Raw genomic sequence first — 15054 nt, 5'->3', positions numbered from 1 at the left:
AGCTGCATGGCACGGCAGCTCCTCCTTCGATAGCCGCGTTGGCCCCCGGATCACCGAGGCCACCGCGGCCAGCCCCTCCACCGCGAGGGGCTTTGTTGTGAGTACCACCTGCTGTGGGTACCCGCAGCGAGAGCAGCCCCCGTCCGCCAGACGCGACACGACACGAGGATGAGATGAGCGAGACGCCGCACCGCTACACCGCCGAGCTGGCCCAGCAGATCGAGCTGGCCTGGCAGGACCGCTGGCAGGAGGAGGGCACCTTCCACGCGCCCAACCCCGCCGGTCCCTGGGCCGAGCCGGAGAAGGTGGCCGACCGCGAGAAGCTGCTCGTCCTCGACATGTTCCCCTATCCCAGCGGCGCCGGGCTGCACGTGGGCCACCCCCTGGGCTACATCGCCACCGACGTCTTCGCGCGCTACCACCGGATGACCGGCAAGAACGTCCTGCACTGCCTGGGCTACGACGCGTTCGGCCTTCCCGCGGAGCAGTATGCGGTGCGCACGGGCCAGCACCCCCGCAAGACGACCGAGGAGAACATGGTCGTCATGAAGCGCCAGCTGCGCCGGCTGGGGCTGGGGCACGACGACCGCCGCACGATCGCGACGATCGACCCGGGCTACTACAAGTGGACCCAGTGGATCTTCCTGCAGATCTTCAACTCCTGGTACGACCCCGAAGCCGTGCGGCCCGACGGTGGCGTGGGTCGGGCCCGCCCGATCGACGAGCTGGTGCAGGAGTTCGCCTCGGGGGCTCGTGCCGTCCCCGGGGGCGGGGACTGGGCGTCCCTCGCGCCCGTGGAGCGCTCCGCCGTGCTGGACGACTTCCGGCTGGCCTACACCTCGGAGGCGCCGGTCAACTGGGCCCCCGGACTGGGCACTGTGCTGTCCAACGAGGAGGTCACCAACGACGGGCGCTCGGAGCGGGGCAACTTCCCCGTCTTCAAGACCAACCTGCGCCAGTGGATGATGCGCATCACCTCCTACTCGGACCGTCTCGCCGACGACCTGGACCGCGTGGACTGGCCGGAGAAGGTCAAGGCCATGCAGCGCAACTGGATCGGGCGCAGCCAGGGTGCACACGTGAGGTTCCCGGTCGTCGGGCACGACGCCGCGATCGAGGTCTTCACGACCCGTCCCGACACGCTGTTCGGCGCCACCTTCATGGTGCTCGCCCCCGAGCACCCGCTCGTCGACTCGCTGGTCCCGGCCGGCGAGTGGGCTTCCGGGACGAACCCCGCCTGGACGGCGGGCGAGGGGTCGCCGGCCGCTGCCGTCGCGGCATACCGGCTGGCGGCGTCGCGCAAGAGCGACCTCGAGCGACAGACCGAGGGCAAGGACAAGACCGGTGTCTTCACCGGTGCCTTCGCGACGAATCCCGTGAACGGGCAACAGGTTCCGGTCTTCATCGCCGACTACGTCCTCATGGGGTACGGCACCGGCGCCATCATGGCGGTCCCCGGTCAGGACGAGCGCGACTGGGACTTCGCGGCGAAGTACGAGCTGCCGGTCATCCGGACCGTCCAGCCGACCGAGGGCCACCCGGAGGACCAGGCGTTCACGGGCCAGGGTGCAGCGATCAACTCCTCGAACGACGAGATCTCGCTGGACGGCCTGCCGATCGCCGAGGCCAAAGCCGCGATCATCGACTGGTTGTCCGGCAAGGGACTCGGTGAGGGCACCGTCAACTACAAGCTGCGCGACTGGCTGTTCAGCCGGCAGCGCTACTGGGGGGAGCCGTTCCCCATCGTCTTCGACGAGGACGGTGTCGCGCACGCGGTGCCCGAGTCGATGCTGCCGGTGGAGCTGCCGGACGTCCCCGACTACTCTCCCAAGACCTTCGAGCCCGATGACGCCTCCTCGCAGCCCGAGCCGCCTCTGGGTCGGGCGCGCGAGTGGGTCGAGGTCGAGCTCGACCTGGGTGACGGCCGTGGGGTGCAGAAGTACCGTCGCGAGACCAACACCATGCCCAACTGGGCGGGCTCGTGCTGGTACTACCTGCGCTACCTCGACCCGGCCAACGACGCGGCGTTCGTGGACCCGGAGAACGAGAGCTACTGGATGGGTCCGCGGGAGACGCCGGTCGACGGTGCGCCCGCGGGCGTGACCGACCCCGGTGGCGTCGACCTCTACATCGGTGGTGTCGAGCACGCGGTGCTGCACCTGCTCTACGCCCGCTTCTGGCACAAGGTGCTGTACGACCTGGGCCACGTCAGCAGCGACGAGCCGTTCCGGAAGTACTTCTCGCAGGGGTACATCCAGGCTCCGGCCTACCGTGACGACCGCGGCCAGATCGTCCAGGCGACCGAGGTCGTCGAGGTGCCCGACCACGCCGGGGGCGAGCCGTCCTACACGTGGCAGGGCAAGCCGGTCACCCGCGAGTTCGGCAAGATCGGCAAGTCGCTCGGCAACGTCGTGAGCCCGGACGAGATGTGCGAGCAGTACGGAGCCGACACCCTGCGCGTCTACGAGATGTCCATGGGACCGTTGGAGCTCAGCAAGCCGTGGGAGACGCGAGCCGTCGTCGGTGCACAGCGCTTCCTGCAGCGCCTGTGGCGCAACGTGATCGACGAGGAGACCGGTGAGGTGCGGGTCGTCGACGCGGCCCTGGACGACGCGACGGCCCGGGCCCTGCACAAGACCATCGACGCCGTGTCGCGCGACTTCCCGACGCTGGGGTTCAACACGGCCATCGCCCGCCTGATCGAGCTGAACAACGCCTTGACCAAGCTGGACGCAGTGCCGCGCGAGGCCGCGGAGAAGCTCGTCGTCATGACGGCGCCGCTGGCGCCGCACATCGCCGAGGAGCTGTGGTCCCGGTTGGGGCACGAGGAGACGGTGACGTTCGAGGCCTTCCCGGTGGCCGATCCCGCCCTGCTGGTCGAGGACACCGTCACCTGCGTCGTGCAGATCAAGGGCAAGGTGCGCGACCGCCTCGAGGTCCCGGCCGACATCAGCGAGGACGCCCTGCGCGAGCAGGTGCTGGCCCTCCCGAAGGTCGTCGCCGCGACCGAGGGGGGCATCCGCACGGTCATCGTGCGGGCGCCCAAGCTCGTCAACGTGGTCCCGGTCTAGGTCGCCGGTCCAGGTCTCCGGTCCGATGAGCTGGGTCGAGGTCGTCGTGGCGCTGACCGCGCTGGCCTCGGCCCTGCTCTCGGGGGCGCTGTTCTCGTTCTCCGCGTTCGTCGTGCGGTCCCTCGGGCGGCTCGACCCGCCGGAGGGGATCCGGGCGATGCAGCGCATCAACGAGGACGCGCCCCGCAGCCTGCTCATGGTGCCGCTGATGGTGTCGCCGGTGGGTTCCCTCGTGTCCGCGGTGGCGGTCCTGGCCGGCTGGGGTGTGGAGGGCTCTCCCGTGGGCCAGTCGCGTGCCCTCGTGCTGGCGGGTGCGGTCCTCGGGGTGCTCGCGTTCGTCGTCACCGCAGCTGCGAACGTCCCCCGCAACAACGCCCTGGCCACGCTCGACGCGGGCGATCCGGGCGCCGCCGGTGAGTGGGCGGCATACCGGGTGTCGTGGACCCGTTGGAACCACGTCCGGGTCGTGCTGGCCCTCGGCTCGGCGGTGCTGCTCGCGGCTGCCCTGCGCGGGTAGCCTTCGGACGTGTCCGTCGCCATCGTCACCGACTCCACGGCCTACCTGCCGCAGTCGGTCGTCGACGCCCACGGCATCCAGGTCGTGCCCCTGCACGTGGTGATCGGCGGCACCGAGTTCAGCGAGGGTGTCGACGTGACGACCGCCCAGGTGGCCACGGCACTGCGCGCGTTCCGGCCGGTGTCGACGTCACGGCCGTCACCCCAGGCGTTCCTCGAGGCGTACGAGAAGGCTGCTGCCGGGGGAGCGGACGGTGTTGTGTCGGTGCACATCTCGGCCGACATGTCCTCGACCGTCGAGTCCGCCCACCTCGCGGCGAAGCAGTCCCCGGTGCCCGTGCGCGTGGTCGACTCGCGCTCCCTCGGCATGGCGATGGGGTATGGCGTCGTGTCGGCGGCTCTGCTCGCTGACGCGGGCGCCTCGCTGGACGAGGTTGCGGCACAAGCACTTTCACGCGCTGCCGGGGCCCGAGTCGTGTTCTACGTGGACACCCTGGAGCACCTGCGGCGTGGCGGCCGGATCGGATCGGCCTCGGCCTTCCTCGGGTCGGCGCTGGCGATCAAGCCGATCCTCGAGCTCGTCGACGGACGCATCCGGCCGCTGGAGAAGGTCCGCACCTCGACCCGCGCCCTGGCCCGGCTGGAGGAGATCGCGGTCTCTGCGGCCACGTCGTCGGGAGATGGGTCCGGCGTCGACATCGCGGTGCACCACCTCGACTCCGCCGCCCGCGCCGAGGACCTCGCCGAGCGGCTGCGGTCGCGGGTGGAGAGCGCCCACGAGGTGTCGGTCGTCGAGCTCGGTGCCGTCGTGGGGGCGCACGTCGGTCCGGGAACGCTGGCGGTGGCGGTCTCCCCGCGCCCTGCGGCGGAGCCCTCCACGCATTCCGAGGCGGAGCCCTCCCCGCGCTCCGCGTCGGCGGCCGACGGCCAGCCCCCGGTGGAGGCCTGAGCCGTCGTGGACACCCTCGTCACGCTCGGGCACGCCTCCTTCTGGGAGCTCGCCAAGGTACCGATCGCCGCGGCGGTGGCCTTCGTCGTGGGGGCGGTCAACCCGGCGACCATCCTCGCCAGGCTCCTGGGCAAGGACCTGCGGTCGTCGGGTTCGGGCAACCCCGGGGCGACGAACGCAGGCCGCGTCCTCGGCGCCCGCTGGGGTGTCGTGGTCGGCGTCCTCGACGTCCTCAAGGGGCTGCTGCCGGTCCTGCTCGCGGCGCACTTCCTCGGTGCCGTCACCGCGCTCGTCGTCGGGCTCGCGGTCGTGCTCGGCCACATCTGGTCGCCGTTCCTCAAGGGCCAGGGCGGCAAGGGCGTGGCGACGTCGTTGGGGGCGATCCTCGCCGTCGAGCCGTGGTTCGGGCTGGTCATGGTGCTGGTTTTCGTGCTGCTCGTGTGGCGGCTGCGGTGGGTCGCGGGGGCGTCCGTCTCGGCCTGCCTGCTGCTCCTCGCCCTCGGCCTGGTGTCGTGGCTGCGGTGGGTGCCGTTCGGCTCGCGCGACACCGGTGCCTGGTGCGTCGTGCTGGCCCTGCTCGTCATCTACCGCCACCGGCGCAACATCGAGCTGTGGATCTCGGCCCGTCGCGACGCGACGTCCGGCGACGGCTCCTCGTCCACAGCCTGAGCTCCCCGCGATCCCTGTCCACAGCGACCGGCCGTCGGGTTCGGCCCGCCGCGATGGGCTTCCTAGCGTGCCCGTATGCCGTTGCGCCGCCGCCCGCCCGAGCCCTCTCCACGACTGCGGGCCCTGCTCGCCTCCGGCAGCGCCCTTCCGGCTCGGGGCACGGCTGACCCTCCGCCGGCTGGGGGCACGGCTGACCCTCCGCCGGCTGGGGGCACGGCTGACCCTCCGCGGGCTGGGGGCACGTCGGCGGCCCCACCGGTCACCCCGTGGCAGCCCGACCGTGACTGGCTCGAGGACGTGGGGGGTCCGCCTGCTGTCGACCGACGCACGCCGCAGCGGCCCTCGACGGGTGGTCGGCACCGTCGACCGACGCCCCCGGGCCCGCGGTTCTTCGCCCTGCCCCAGTCGCTCGTGGGCGCGCGGCTGAGCGGTCCTCGTGCCGCCGTCGCGGGGCTGCTCATCGTCGTGGTGGTCGCCGCGGTCGGGTTCGGGGTGCGCGTTGCCTGGGCGCGAGCGGCCAGCGCTCCCGAGGTCGTCGCACCGGCCGAACCCGGGTCCGCAGTCGTGGGGCGTGCAGCGGGGGCGACCGGTTTCGCCTCGTCCAGCACGGCCTCGGGCGGTGGCGGCCCACCCGGCACCGACCGCGCGGCGACCACCCTGACGGTCCACGTGGTCGGCCAGGTGAGGAAGCCCGGGGTCATCACGCTCCCCGCCGGCTCACGGGTCGCCGATGCCGTGGCCCGGGCCGGGGGCGCGGTCCGCGGTGCAGACCTGGCCGCGGTGAATCTCGCACGGCTGCTGGTGGATGGCGAACAGATCCGGATCCCCAAATCGGGTGAGTCCGCCCTGCCCGCGGGGGCGGGCACAGGCAACGTCGGCGGTGCCGGGTCGGGCAGCGGTCCGGGCAGCGGTCCGGGCGGTGGAGCGACTGGCGGGGGCACGGGTGCGGCCGGTGCGCCCGGCGCCAAGGTCGACCTCAACCGGGCGACCGCCGCCGAGCTCGAGGAGCTGCCCGGCGTCGGCCCGGTGCTGGCCCAACGCATCCTCGACTGGCGCACGGAGCACGGCAGGTTCGCGTCGGTCGACGAGCTCGGAGAGGTGAGCGGCATCGGCGAGAAGATCTTCGCGCAGCTCCAACCCAGGGTGACCGTGTGAGCGCGCGGGTCCATGACCCTGTCAGCACCCCGGCCCCCGGTCCTGACCTGCGCCTGCTCGCCCCGGCGCTCGTCGCCTGGGCGTTCACGGCGTCGGTGCTGTTCTGGTCGGTCAGGACCTTGGCGGTGGTCGGGGTGGTGGCGGCAGGCCTGGCAGGGCTCGCTGCCCTGGGTCGTCCTGGGCGCGAGGGTGGTGGCGTCCAGGGTCGTGGCTGGCCCGGCGCGCGCCCCGGCGCTTCGTCCACCTGGCTCCGGGCGATTGGGCTCTCGTTGGCGGGGGTGGCGCTCGTGGCGGTCTCGACGGCCGGTCACCTGGCCTCCCGGGCGGCCGGACCGCTGGGTGCCCTGGCCCGGGACCACGCGGTCGTGACGGTCGACGGACTGGTCGCGACCGAGCCGACGGTCCGCACCCTGCCGGGACGCGATGCCGTGACGGTCCGCTTCCGCCTCACCGCCACGCGGGTGACGGCCCGCGGGGAGCGCTCCGACGTGCGCAGCCCGGTGCTGGTGATGGGCGACGAACGGTGGGAGCGCGTCCGGTGGCGCGAAGGCCTCCGGGTGCGGGGCAAGCTCGTCCCGGCCGAGGCAGGTGACGACGTCATCGCCGTGATCCGGCCGATCGGCGGTCCTTCCACGACGTCCTCGCCCGGCACGGTCGAGACCGGCGCCGACCGGTTGCGCTCCGGGCTGCGCACCGCTGCCTCACCCCTGCCCGCTGACGCGCGGGGCCTGCTGCCCGCTCTGGTCATCGGCGACACCAGCCGCACGCCCGACGACCTGACCGAGGCCATGCTCGCCACCGGCATGACCCACCTGAGTGCCGTCTCGGGCAGCAACGTGGCGATCGTCCTGGCGTTCGCCCTCGGCGGGGCCGGACTGCTCGGGGTGCGACGTCGCTGGCGGCCGTACGTCGCGTGGATCGCCCTGGCCGGCTTCGTCGTCCTCGCGCGCCCCGAGCCGAGTGTCATCCGCGCGGCGACGATGGGCGCGATCGGCCTGATCGGGTTGAGCAGGTCGCGTCGGGCGGCAGGCATCCCGGTGCTGTCCGCCGCCGTGCTGGTGCTGCTCGTCGTCGACCCGTGGCTGTCGCGCTCCTACGGGTTCGCCCTGTCGACGCTGGCCACCCTCGGCCTGCTGCTGTTCACCCGCTCGTGGGGCGAGGCCATCGGGCGCCGGCTGCCGGGACGGTTCCGGTCCTGGGGGCCGGCGATCGCCATCCCCGTCGCGGCCCAGGCGATGTGTGCCCCGGTCGTGGTCCTGCTGCAGGGAAGCGTCTCGGTGGTCGGAGTGCTGGCCAACCTGCTGGCGGCGCCCCTCGTCGCACCGGCGACCGTCTGTGGTGTCGCCGCTGCCCTGGTCGCACCGCTGTGGCTCTTGGGTGCGACAGGCCTGTGCTGGCTGGGCGCCCTGCCCGCCGAAGGGATCGCGTGGATCGCCCGCACCTGCGCAACCGTCCCGGGCGGCACGATGCCATGGCCCGACGGGGCCTTCGGCGCGGTCCTCCTCGCCGTCGTCACGGTCGCCGTCATCTCGTCCGGACGGTGGTGGGCGCACGCCGCACGGACCCGGCCGGTCGCGATGCTGTCGGCTGCCCTCCTGGTGCTCGCTGCAGCAGCCCCGACCTCGACGGTGACCTGGCCGGCGCCAGGGTGGCGGTTCGTCGCCTGCGACGTCGGGCAGGGGGACGGGTTGGTGCTGGCCACGACATCCCGCCATGCCGTGCTCGTCGACGCCGGACCCGACCCGGCCGCGATCGACCACTGCCTGCGCAGGCTCCACGTCGAGGTGCTCGACTCGGTCGTGCTGACCCACTTCCACGCCGACCACGTCGACGGTCTCCCCGGCGCCATCGCGGGTCGCGAGGTGCGCGAGGTGCTGAGCACCCCGGTCCGCGAGCCCGACCACCAGTGGAAGGAGGTGGGGCAGTGGGCGCGGGCACGCGGCATACCCCTGCGGGAGGTGGTGGCTGGTGACCACCTGGCCTGGCCGGGGGTGACCGCGGACGTGTGGTGGCCGCAACGGCGGCTGTCGACGGGTTCGGTCCCCAACAACGCGAGCGTCGTCCTGGCGGTGCGGTCCGGGCCGGTCGACCTGCTCCTGCTCGGTGACGTCGAACGTGAGGCCGCCCACGCGGTGCTGCTCGCCCTTCGGCGAGACCCCACGATGAGCGCGCGGGCAGCCGGGTTCGACGTGGTCAAGGTGGCGCACCACGGTTCGGGCAACCTCGACGAGGACCTCATGGCAACGGTGGCTGCGCCCGTCGCCGTGATCAGCGTCGGCAAGGACAACGACTACGGTCACCCGTCACCGAAGGCGCTGGAGGTGTTGCGGCGCAACGGATCAGCCGTCTTCCGGACTGACCAGCGGGGTGACGTCGCAGTGGTCGCCGACGGCGGGTCGGTCGGAGTGACGTGGCGCCGACGGTGAGCCGGCGGGACCGGTCAGTTGCTCGCGAGGACCCGCGGCTTCGCCTTGGCGGCCTCGCAGAGGGCATCGATGGTGGCCTGGACCGCGGGCACCCGCTGCAGGTCCGCGGTGGTGACGACGCTGATGGTCCGGCGCGAGGAGGGCGTGATCGGCAGGGTCACCACGTCGTGGTGGTTGGCGGTGCGCAGGATCAGGTCGGGGATCAGGGCGACACCGAGGCCCTCCGCGACCAGGCCGAGGACGGCGACGTAGTCCTCGGTCTCGAAGCCGACGTTCGGCGTGAAGCCCTCGTTGGCACACATCTGCAGGAGGTGGCCGCGACAGCGGGGGCAGCCGGCGATCCAGTTCTCGGTGGCCAGAGCGGAGAGCTCGATGCCGTCGCGGTCCGCCAGCGGGTGGGTCCGGGGCAGGGCGAGGCGGACCTCGTCGTCGAGCAGCTTGTGCGTCACGAAGAGGTCCATGTCCTCCTCGCCCCGGCCGACGTCGGTGCCCTCGTACGCGAAGGCAACAGCGAGGTCGCACTCACCGGCCTTGAGGGCCGCCAGCGACTCGGGCGGCTCTGCCTCGGTGAAGGTGACCTGGACATCGGGGAACCGCTGCTTGACGAGGGCGAGGGCGCGGGGGACCAGCGTCGCCGAGCTCGAGGGGAAGGCCATGAGCCGAACTCGCCCGGCGCGCAGGCCGGCGATCGCGGCGACCTCCTCCTCGGCGGCGTCGAGCGCGGAGAGGACTGCGACGGCGTGGCGGGCGAGGACCTGACCTGCCTCGGTGAGGCGGACGTTGCGGCCCACGCGTTCGACCAGGACGGTGCCTGTGCGCTGCTCGAGGCGGCGGACCATCTGCGAGATGGCGGGCTGGGAGTACCCCAGCGACAGGGCGGCGCCGGTGAAGCTTCCTTCGTCGGCGATGGCCTTCATGACCCGCAGGCCGGCAGCGTCAATCATGGGGCGATCATAACCGAAAGTTATCGAAGCCAGTAGTTGATGATGCAATGGTGATGAGTGCTGGCCGGGTGGGGGTCGGGGCCTGTGGATGACGGGATGGCCCAAACGGTCGAAATCCGTAGAATCCATGCGATCGGCCGCATCGCTGCGGGTGATCCGGGGACGGCAAAGGGGAGTTGCGTGCGTTCACGACGAACGGGTTTCGTGGTTGCGGTGGCGCTCGGGGGAGCGCTCGTGGCCGGGTGCACCGGTGGCGGGGAGTCACCGCCAGGGACGACATCTGCGACCTCAACGTCCTCGTCGGCCAGCACGACGTCGGCTCCGTCGTCGAGCACGACGGGCACTCCGAGCTCGACCTCGGCCACGGTGGCCGTACCGCCGGCCGCCAGCAAGAAGACCCCCGAAGGCGCCGAAGCCTTCGCCCGGTTCTACACCGAGAGCATGGACGCTGCGATGGTTGCTGGGAGCTCGGCAGAGATCACTGCTCTGTCCCTAAGAAGCTGCAACGCATGCACACGCCTCATCAAGGTGGTCGATGAGCGTGCGGCCAAAGGGCAACACCAAGAGAAGCGCTCGTTCACCCTCGGGGCATCCCAATTGGATCCCAGCTCGTCGAACACCCGGCCGATCGTGGAGGTCCTTGTGACTAATGCCGGCGGGAGGATCGTGGATCAGGAGGGGGTAACCGTGAGCAAGCTCGGTGAGGAGAGACTCAACTTCAGGCACACGTTGGCCTGGCGAGACGGGTGGCGTGTCGAGAAGTCGGAATTGATCCGGTGAGTTGGCGAAGGTCCGGGGGCGGGATCGCCGCGCTGGTTTTGGCGAGTGTCCTGCAGTTTGTGGTGGTGGATGCTGCCAGCGCAGACACGCCGTCACCATCGCCGTCGGCCGGTATCGACCGTCAGTACGCCAACATCTATGGCGAGGACACCGTGCCCCAGCAGGAGCCGACCCGGGCCAGCTCCGGAGTCGAACCGATCTCGTCCACGCGGAGCAAGTTCGTCTACAAGGTCGTCCTGGCATGCAGGCCGGCACGCATCTCGGACACGGCCGGGGGCGAGGAGACCAACTGCTCGTACGCCATGACGGCCTGCTCCTTCCGGAACCCGCCGTCCGACGACGTCCTGTACTGGGTGCAGTCGCGCCCGAGGTCCAACCCCGACGCGGCGTGGACGACCGTCAACACCCTGTGCGGCCTTGACGCCCTTCCTCCGGGCGTCCCGGCACCCCCGGCGATCCCGACCATGGGCCAGATCCAGACGGCGTTCAGGCAGCTGCCGTTCTCCAAGCCACGCGTCGCGATCCAGCCTGCCGGCAACGTCACCCTGGTCAACCTCCCGACGTACTTCCGCGCGACCTGGCCGGGTGACGCCGGCCTCCAGCCGGGCGAAGTCAGCGCCCCGGTGAAGCTCTTGTCCTGGTCGGTGGAGTTCAAGATCGCGCCACGCTCGTACGAGTTCCACTACGGCGACGGCAGCAGCAGCGGTCAGGTCACCGATGCCGGAGGGGTGTACCCCGACGGGAAGATCCGGCACACCTACACGTCGACCGATCGGGCTGCCAAGGTCACGGTCGACTCGCAGCTGACCGGCCAGTACCGCGTCAACGGCGGCCCGTGGACGCCCATCAACGCCGTCGCCGACCTCCAGAACGAGCCGGTCACCACCCTCCAGGTCCGCGAGGCCGAGGCCCGGCTCGTCGACCACTGAGTGTCGGCGACCTCTGGTTTCATCGGTCGCACGATGAACCACGAGCCCACCGCCACCAGCCACGCCACCCTCGACGACGTCATCACCACGTCGAGCCATCGGCGGGGCAAAGCCCTCTGTCTCTCTGGCGGTGGCTACCGGGCGGCGCTGTTCCACCTCGGTGCGGTTCGACGGCTCGACGAGCTCGGCATCCTCAGCCAGCTCGACACCATCAGCGGCGTCTCGGGCGGATCCCTCGTCGCGAACCTGCTCGCCGACGCCAGGCTCGAGTTCCCGGCGGACCGGTCGGCGGGGGAGCGGGTCGGGGGGTTCGACGAGCTGGTGGCCACACCGTTGCGCCGCCTCACCTCCCGCAACATCCGGACCGCGGCCCTGCTGGCCAAGCTCAAGCCGTGGCACTGGCTCACCGACGACGCAGCCGTCAGAGCCTTGTCCGACGAGCTGGCGTCCGAGATCGACTGGTGGTCGATCCCGTTGCGCGACAACGCGATCGCCGGCCCTGCGATCATCACCGGCGCCACGGAGATCGCCTATGGCGTCAACTGGGTCTTCGAGGACCCCACGGCGCACGCACCGCACGGGCGCGTCGGGGACTACCGCCTGGGGTATGCCGCGCCGCCGGCCTCCGTGCGCATCGCCGACATCGTGGCGGCCTCCTGCGCCTTCCCACCGTTCTTCGCCCCGATGGTGTTCGACGGCGAACCGATGCGGCTGACCGGTGGGCACGCGGGTCTCGAGTCACCGCAGGAGCGCCGGCGCATCCAGCAGCACATCCGGCTCACGGACGGTGGCGTCTACGACAACCTCGGGCTCGAGCCCGTCTGGAAGTCACACAGCACAGTCCTGGTCAGCGACGGTGGCGGCGTCTTCCGCGCCCGCACCGAACGCACCATCCACGGCCGGATGCTCCGGATCCTGGGGATCGCCACCAGCGGCGGCCAGTCGGTCCGCGGCCGGTGGCTCCAGGCGGGCTACCACCGCGGGGTCCTCGGTGGCACCGCCTGGGCCCTCGACACAGCGGCACCCGGTTGCTACCCGCGTGAGGTCGCCGAGCTCATCAACGCCGTCCGCACCGACCTCGACTCGTTCTCGACGCAGGAGCAGCAGATCCTCGAGCGGCACGGCTACATGGTCGCGGAGGCGCAGGTGCGCAGCCACGCACCCGAGCTCATCGCTCGCGACGTCCCCGCCGTGCCGCCGCACCCCGAGGTGGCGGACGTGGGGGTGGCGACCCGGGCCCTCCACGACTCCGCCAGGCGCACCCTGCTCGGTCGCACGTGAGAGCGCGGCTCGGCGCCACGGCACCCAGCCCTCGCGTGCCACCGGAGCCCCGGGCACGGGAGCGCGCCGAGCACACACCGTCCAGCCCACGTAACCTGTGGTGGTGACCGAGACGACCCGTGCGAGCCGGCGGACCGACCTCGATGCGGTGGTCGACCTCCTCGGACACGGGAACGTCCTCACCCTGACCGGTGCCGGCATCTCCACCGAGTCCGGGATCCCCGACTACCGCGGCCCGGACGGCAACCGCCGGGTGACGCCCATGCAGTACTCCGAGTTCGTCAGGTCGTCCGAGGCGCGGCAGCGCTACTGGGCCCGTAGCTACGTCGGCTGGCAGCGGTTCAACCTCGCCCGTCCGAACGCAGGGCACGAGGCCGTCACCACCCTGCAGCGTGGCGGCTACCTCGGTCCCGTCATCACGCAGAACGTGGACGGCCTCCACCAGCAGTCCGGCACGACGGAGGTGACCGAGCTCCACGGCGCCCTCGCCAGGGTCGTCTGTCTCACCTGTGGCGACCGCTCGAGCCGGTGGGACCTCGACGAGCGCATGCGGCTGACGAACCCGTCGTTCGAGGTCACGAGCAACGAGATCCGGCCCGACGGCGACATCGCCCTCAACGAGCTCGACGTGCAGGACTTCATCGTCCCGCTCTGCCTCGTCTGCCAGCACGACACCCTCAAGCCGGACGTCGTCTTCTTCGGTGAGTCGGTGCCGAAGCCGTTGGTGGAGCACTGTTTTCGCCTCACCGAGGAGGCGGACGTGCTGCTCGTCCTGGGCTCGAGCCTCAAGGTGATGAGTGGCTACCGGTTCGTGCGGCGGGCGGCCGCACGCGGCATACCGGTCGTGATCATCACGCGCGGGGCAACCCGCGGTGACGCCGAGGCGACCGTCCAGGTCGATGCCCCACTGGGACCCACGTTGACCGAGCTGGTCAGTCGGCTGGTCGCCTAGCCACCAGGACGGCGTCGATGGCGTCGCCACCCTCGGTCGGGCGCACGATCTCCTCGCAACGCTCGACCGACAGTCCCGCGGAGGCGACCCGCAGCTCCTCCAGGGTGTGCAGCAGCGAGGGGTCGGAGGGGCCGCCGACTCCTTCGGTGAGGTTCCGCAGGGCGTGCCCCACGACGACCAGCGCACCACCCGGGGCGAGCCACCGTGTGGTGCGGCTCAGCACGTCCTCGGGCAGGTGCAGGTAGGCCACGAGGACCAGGTCGAACAGGACACCCTCAGGCGGCTGCCACGAACGCGCGTCGGCGACGACCCAGTCCACCCGCAGCGCACGCCGGGTCGCCTCGGCCTCGCCCTTGCCCAGGCCGACGGGCGAGAAGTCGACCGCGGTGACCCGCCACCCGAGCGAGGCGAGCCATACCGCGTGCCGTCCCTCACCCGCGCCCAGGTCGAGGGCGCGACCGCCTCGTCCACCCTGGGCGGTGCGGTCCGGCTGCCAGCCGCCGACGATGCGCTCGACCTCGGCGTTGGGGCCGGCGCTCCATACGCGGTCGCTCGCTGCATACCGTTCGTCCCACATGCGCTGCCGGTCGGTCATCCCCCTAGCATCGCCGACATGAAGGAATCCGCCACCGCCGACGAGGCCACCGTCCGGGACGCCACCGCCGCGGACCTCTCGGCGATGGCCGCGATCTACGACGGGGAGGTGCTGACCTCCGTGGCGACGTTCGACACCGAGCCGCGCGGAACGACCTACCTCGGTGAGAAGCTCGCCCACGCCGCCGGCAGCGACATCGTCCTCGTCGCGACTCGCGGCGGGGAGGTGCTCGGTTACGCCTTCTCGGGACCGTTCCGTCCCCGACCCGCGTACGACGGCACCAAGGAGGTGTCGGTCTACCTCGCGCGGAGCGCCCGCGGGGCCGGCCTCGGCACGCTCCTGTATGCCGCGCTGCTCGCCCGCCTCGACGCCCTCCCGCAGGTGCACACCCAGGTGGCCGTGATCGCCCTGCCCAACGACGGGAGCATCGCCCTGCACCGCAAGCACGGGTTCGTCGAAGTGGGCGTGCTGCGAGAGGCGGGCCGCAAGTTCGACCGCTGGGTCGACACGGCCTGGTACCAGCGGCGGGTGACGGCCGACGGCTAACCGGTCGGCAGGCCCAGCGCCTTGGCCACCTCCGGCCAGACGGCCGCCGCGGTCCGCGCGTGGCCGATGACGGACTGGTGACCGAGGTCGGTGCCGTAGGCGTCGAGGGAGTCGACCACCCGGGTGGCCGCGCCCGCGTCGGTGTGGCACTGCGGGACGCCGGTGCACACCTTCGCGAGCTCGGCCTCGTACGCCTCCATCAGCCGTGTGAGGTGGGCGACCTCGGTGGTGTTGACCGTCT

Annotated in this window: 14 protein-coding genes; 11 read left to right on the top strand and 3 right to left on the bottom strand. The window is 71.6% G+C overall.

Annotated features, from left to right (window positions below):
* Positions 1–173 precede the first annotated feature (173 nt).
* From leuS to ASD62_RS05110, 6 genes are all read left to right on the top strand, one after another.
* Positions 174–3071 carry a leucine--tRNA ligase gene (leuS, locus tag ASD62_RS05135; protein WP_056915038.1) on the top strand — a complete coding sequence of 966 codons (2898 nt, stop codon included), beginning with the start codon at positions 174–176 and terminating at the stop codon, positions 3069–3071.
* 25 nt (positions 3072–3096) lie between these two features.
* Entirely contained in the window at positions 3097–3588 is a 492-nt protein-coding gene (locus tag ASD62_RS05130; RefSeq protein WP_056915037.1) for a DUF1772 domain-containing protein, read from the top strand.
* A gap of 9 nt (positions 3589–3597) precedes the next feature.
* The gene (locus ASD62_RS05125; protein WP_056915036.1) at positions 3598–4536 is read left to right on the top strand and encodes a DegV family protein; all 939 of its coding nucleotides are present in this window, start codon (positions 3598–3600) and stop codon (positions 4534–4536) included.
* Between the two features lie 6 nt (positions 4537–4542).
* Positions 4543–5205, top strand: coding sequence for a glycerol-3-phosphate 1-O-acyltransferase PlsY (plsY, locus tag ASD62_RS05120; protein ID WP_235529045.1), 663 nt, complete (start codon positions 4543–4545; stop codon positions 5203–5205).
* A 297-nt stretch (positions 5206–5502) separates the two neighbouring features.
* The gene (locus ASD62_RS19665) at positions 5503–6360 is read left to right on the top strand and encodes a helix-hairpin-helix domain-containing protein (RefSeq protein ID WP_235530636.1); all 858 of its coding nucleotides are present in this window, start codon (positions 5503–5505) and stop codon (positions 6358–6360) included.
* On the top strand, positions 6357–8786 hold the full coding sequence (locus ASD62_RS05110) for a ComEC/Rec2 family competence protein (RefSeq protein ID WP_056915035.1): 2430 nt from the start codon (positions 6357–6359) through the stop codon (positions 8784–8786). Before ASD62_RS19665 ends, ASD62_RS05110 begins: the two co-directional genes overlap by 4 nt.
* Positions 8787–8800: 14 nt before the next feature.
* Here ASD62_RS05110 and ASD62_RS05105 read toward each other — a convergent pair whose 3' ends face one another.
* On the bottom strand, positions 8801–9730 hold the full coding sequence (locus ASD62_RS05105; protein ID WP_056915034.1) for a LysR family transcriptional regulator: 930 nt from the start codon (positions 9728–9730) through the stop codon (positions 8801–8803).
* Between the two features lie 96 nt (positions 9731–9826).
* Between ASD62_RS05105 and ASD62_RS20970 the strand changes: the two genes are divergently transcribed.
* The 4 genes from ASD62_RS20970 (at position 9827) to ASD62_RS05085 (ending at position 13672) form a co-directional block, all read left to right on the top strand.
* Positions 9827–10510, top strand: coding sequence for a DUF6318 family protein (locus ASD62_RS20970; protein WP_369818749.1), 684 nt, complete (start codon positions 9827–9829; stop codon positions 10508–10510).
* 65 nt (positions 10511–10575) lie between these two features.
* The gene (locus tag ASD62_RS19660) at positions 10576–11439 is read left to right on the top strand and encodes a hypothetical protein (RefSeq protein WP_235530635.1); all 864 of its coding nucleotides are present in this window, start codon (positions 10576–10578) and stop codon (positions 11437–11439) included.
* Positions 11440–11472: 33 nt separating this feature from the next.
* Positions 11473–12720, top strand: coding sequence for a patatin-like phospholipase family protein (locus ASD62_RS05090; protein ID WP_056917173.1), 1248 nt, complete (start codon positions 11473–11475; stop codon positions 12718–12720).
* 103 nt (positions 12721–12823) lie between these two features.
* Positions 12824–13672 carry an NAD-dependent protein deacetylase gene (locus ASD62_RS05085; protein ID WP_235530634.1) on the top strand — a complete coding sequence of 283 codons (849 nt, stop codon included), beginning with the start codon at positions 12824–12826 and terminating at the stop codon, positions 13670–13672.
* Here the strand turns inward: ASD62_RS05085 and ASD62_RS05080 are convergent.
* Positions 13653–14267 (bottom strand): bifunctional 2-polyprenyl-6-hydroxyphenol methylase/3-demethylubiquinol 3-O-methyltransferase UbiG, encoded by a 615-nt coding sequence (locus tag ASD62_RS05080; protein ID WP_200956856.1) that lies wholly within the window; start codon positions 14265–14267, stop codon positions 13653–13655. The genes ASD62_RS05085 and ASD62_RS05080 overlap by 20 nt on opposite strands.
* Positions 14268–14285: 18 nt before the next feature.
* On the opposite strand from ASD62_RS05080, the gene ASD62_RS05075 reads away from it, so the two are divergent.
* The gene (locus ASD62_RS05075; RefSeq protein WP_056915030.1) at positions 14286–14813 is read left to right on the top strand and encodes a GNAT family N-acetyltransferase; all 528 of its coding nucleotides are present in this window, start codon (positions 14286–14288) and stop codon (positions 14811–14813) included.
* On the opposite strand, the gene ASD62_RS05070 is transcribed toward ASD62_RS05075, so the two are convergent.
* Positions 14810–15054 (bottom strand): hypothetical protein (locus tag ASD62_RS05070; protein WP_162254752.1); only part of this gene is annotated, 245 nt, incomplete at its 5' end. The genes ASD62_RS05075 and ASD62_RS05070 overlap by 4 nt on opposite strands.

It is taken from the genome of Phycicoccus sp. Root563 (assembly GCF_001427915.1).
GTDB lineage: Bacteria > Actinomycetota > Actinomycetes > Actinomycetales > Dermatophilaceae > Pedococcus.
Note: the sequence above shows the minus strand (reverse complement) of the source record. Positions and strands in the feature narration are given on the sequence as shown.

Bases quoted from the DNA above. Each gene is read 5' to 3' on its own strand.
- ASD62_RS05075 (WP_056915030.1), top strand. From the start codon at position 14,286: ATGAAGGAATCCGCCACCGCCGACGAGGCCACCGTCCGGGACGCCACC.
- ASD62_RS20970 (WP_369818749.1), top strand. From the start codon at position 9,827: ATGGCCCAAACGGTCGAAATCCGTAGAATCCATGCGATCGGCCGCATC.
- ASD62_RS05105 (WP_056915034.1), bottom strand. From the start codon at position 9,730: ATGATTGACGCTGCCGGCCTGCGGGTCATGAAGGCCATCGCCGACGAA.
- ASD62_RS05090 (WP_056917173.1), top strand. From the start codon at position 11,473: ATGAACCACGAGCCCACCGCCACCAGCCACGCCACCCTCGACGACGTC.
- leuS (WP_056915038.1), top strand. From the start codon at position 174: ATGAGCGAGACGCCGCACCGCTACACCGCCGAGCTGGCCCAGCAGATC.
- ASD62_RS05130 (WP_056915037.1), top strand. From the start codon at position 3,097: ATGAGCTGGGTCGAGGTCGTCGTGGCGCTGACCGCGCTGGCCTCGGCC.
- ASD62_RS05080 (WP_200956856.1), bottom strand. From the start codon at position 14,267: ATGACCGACCGGCAGCGCATGTGGGACGAACGGTATGCAGCGAGCGAC.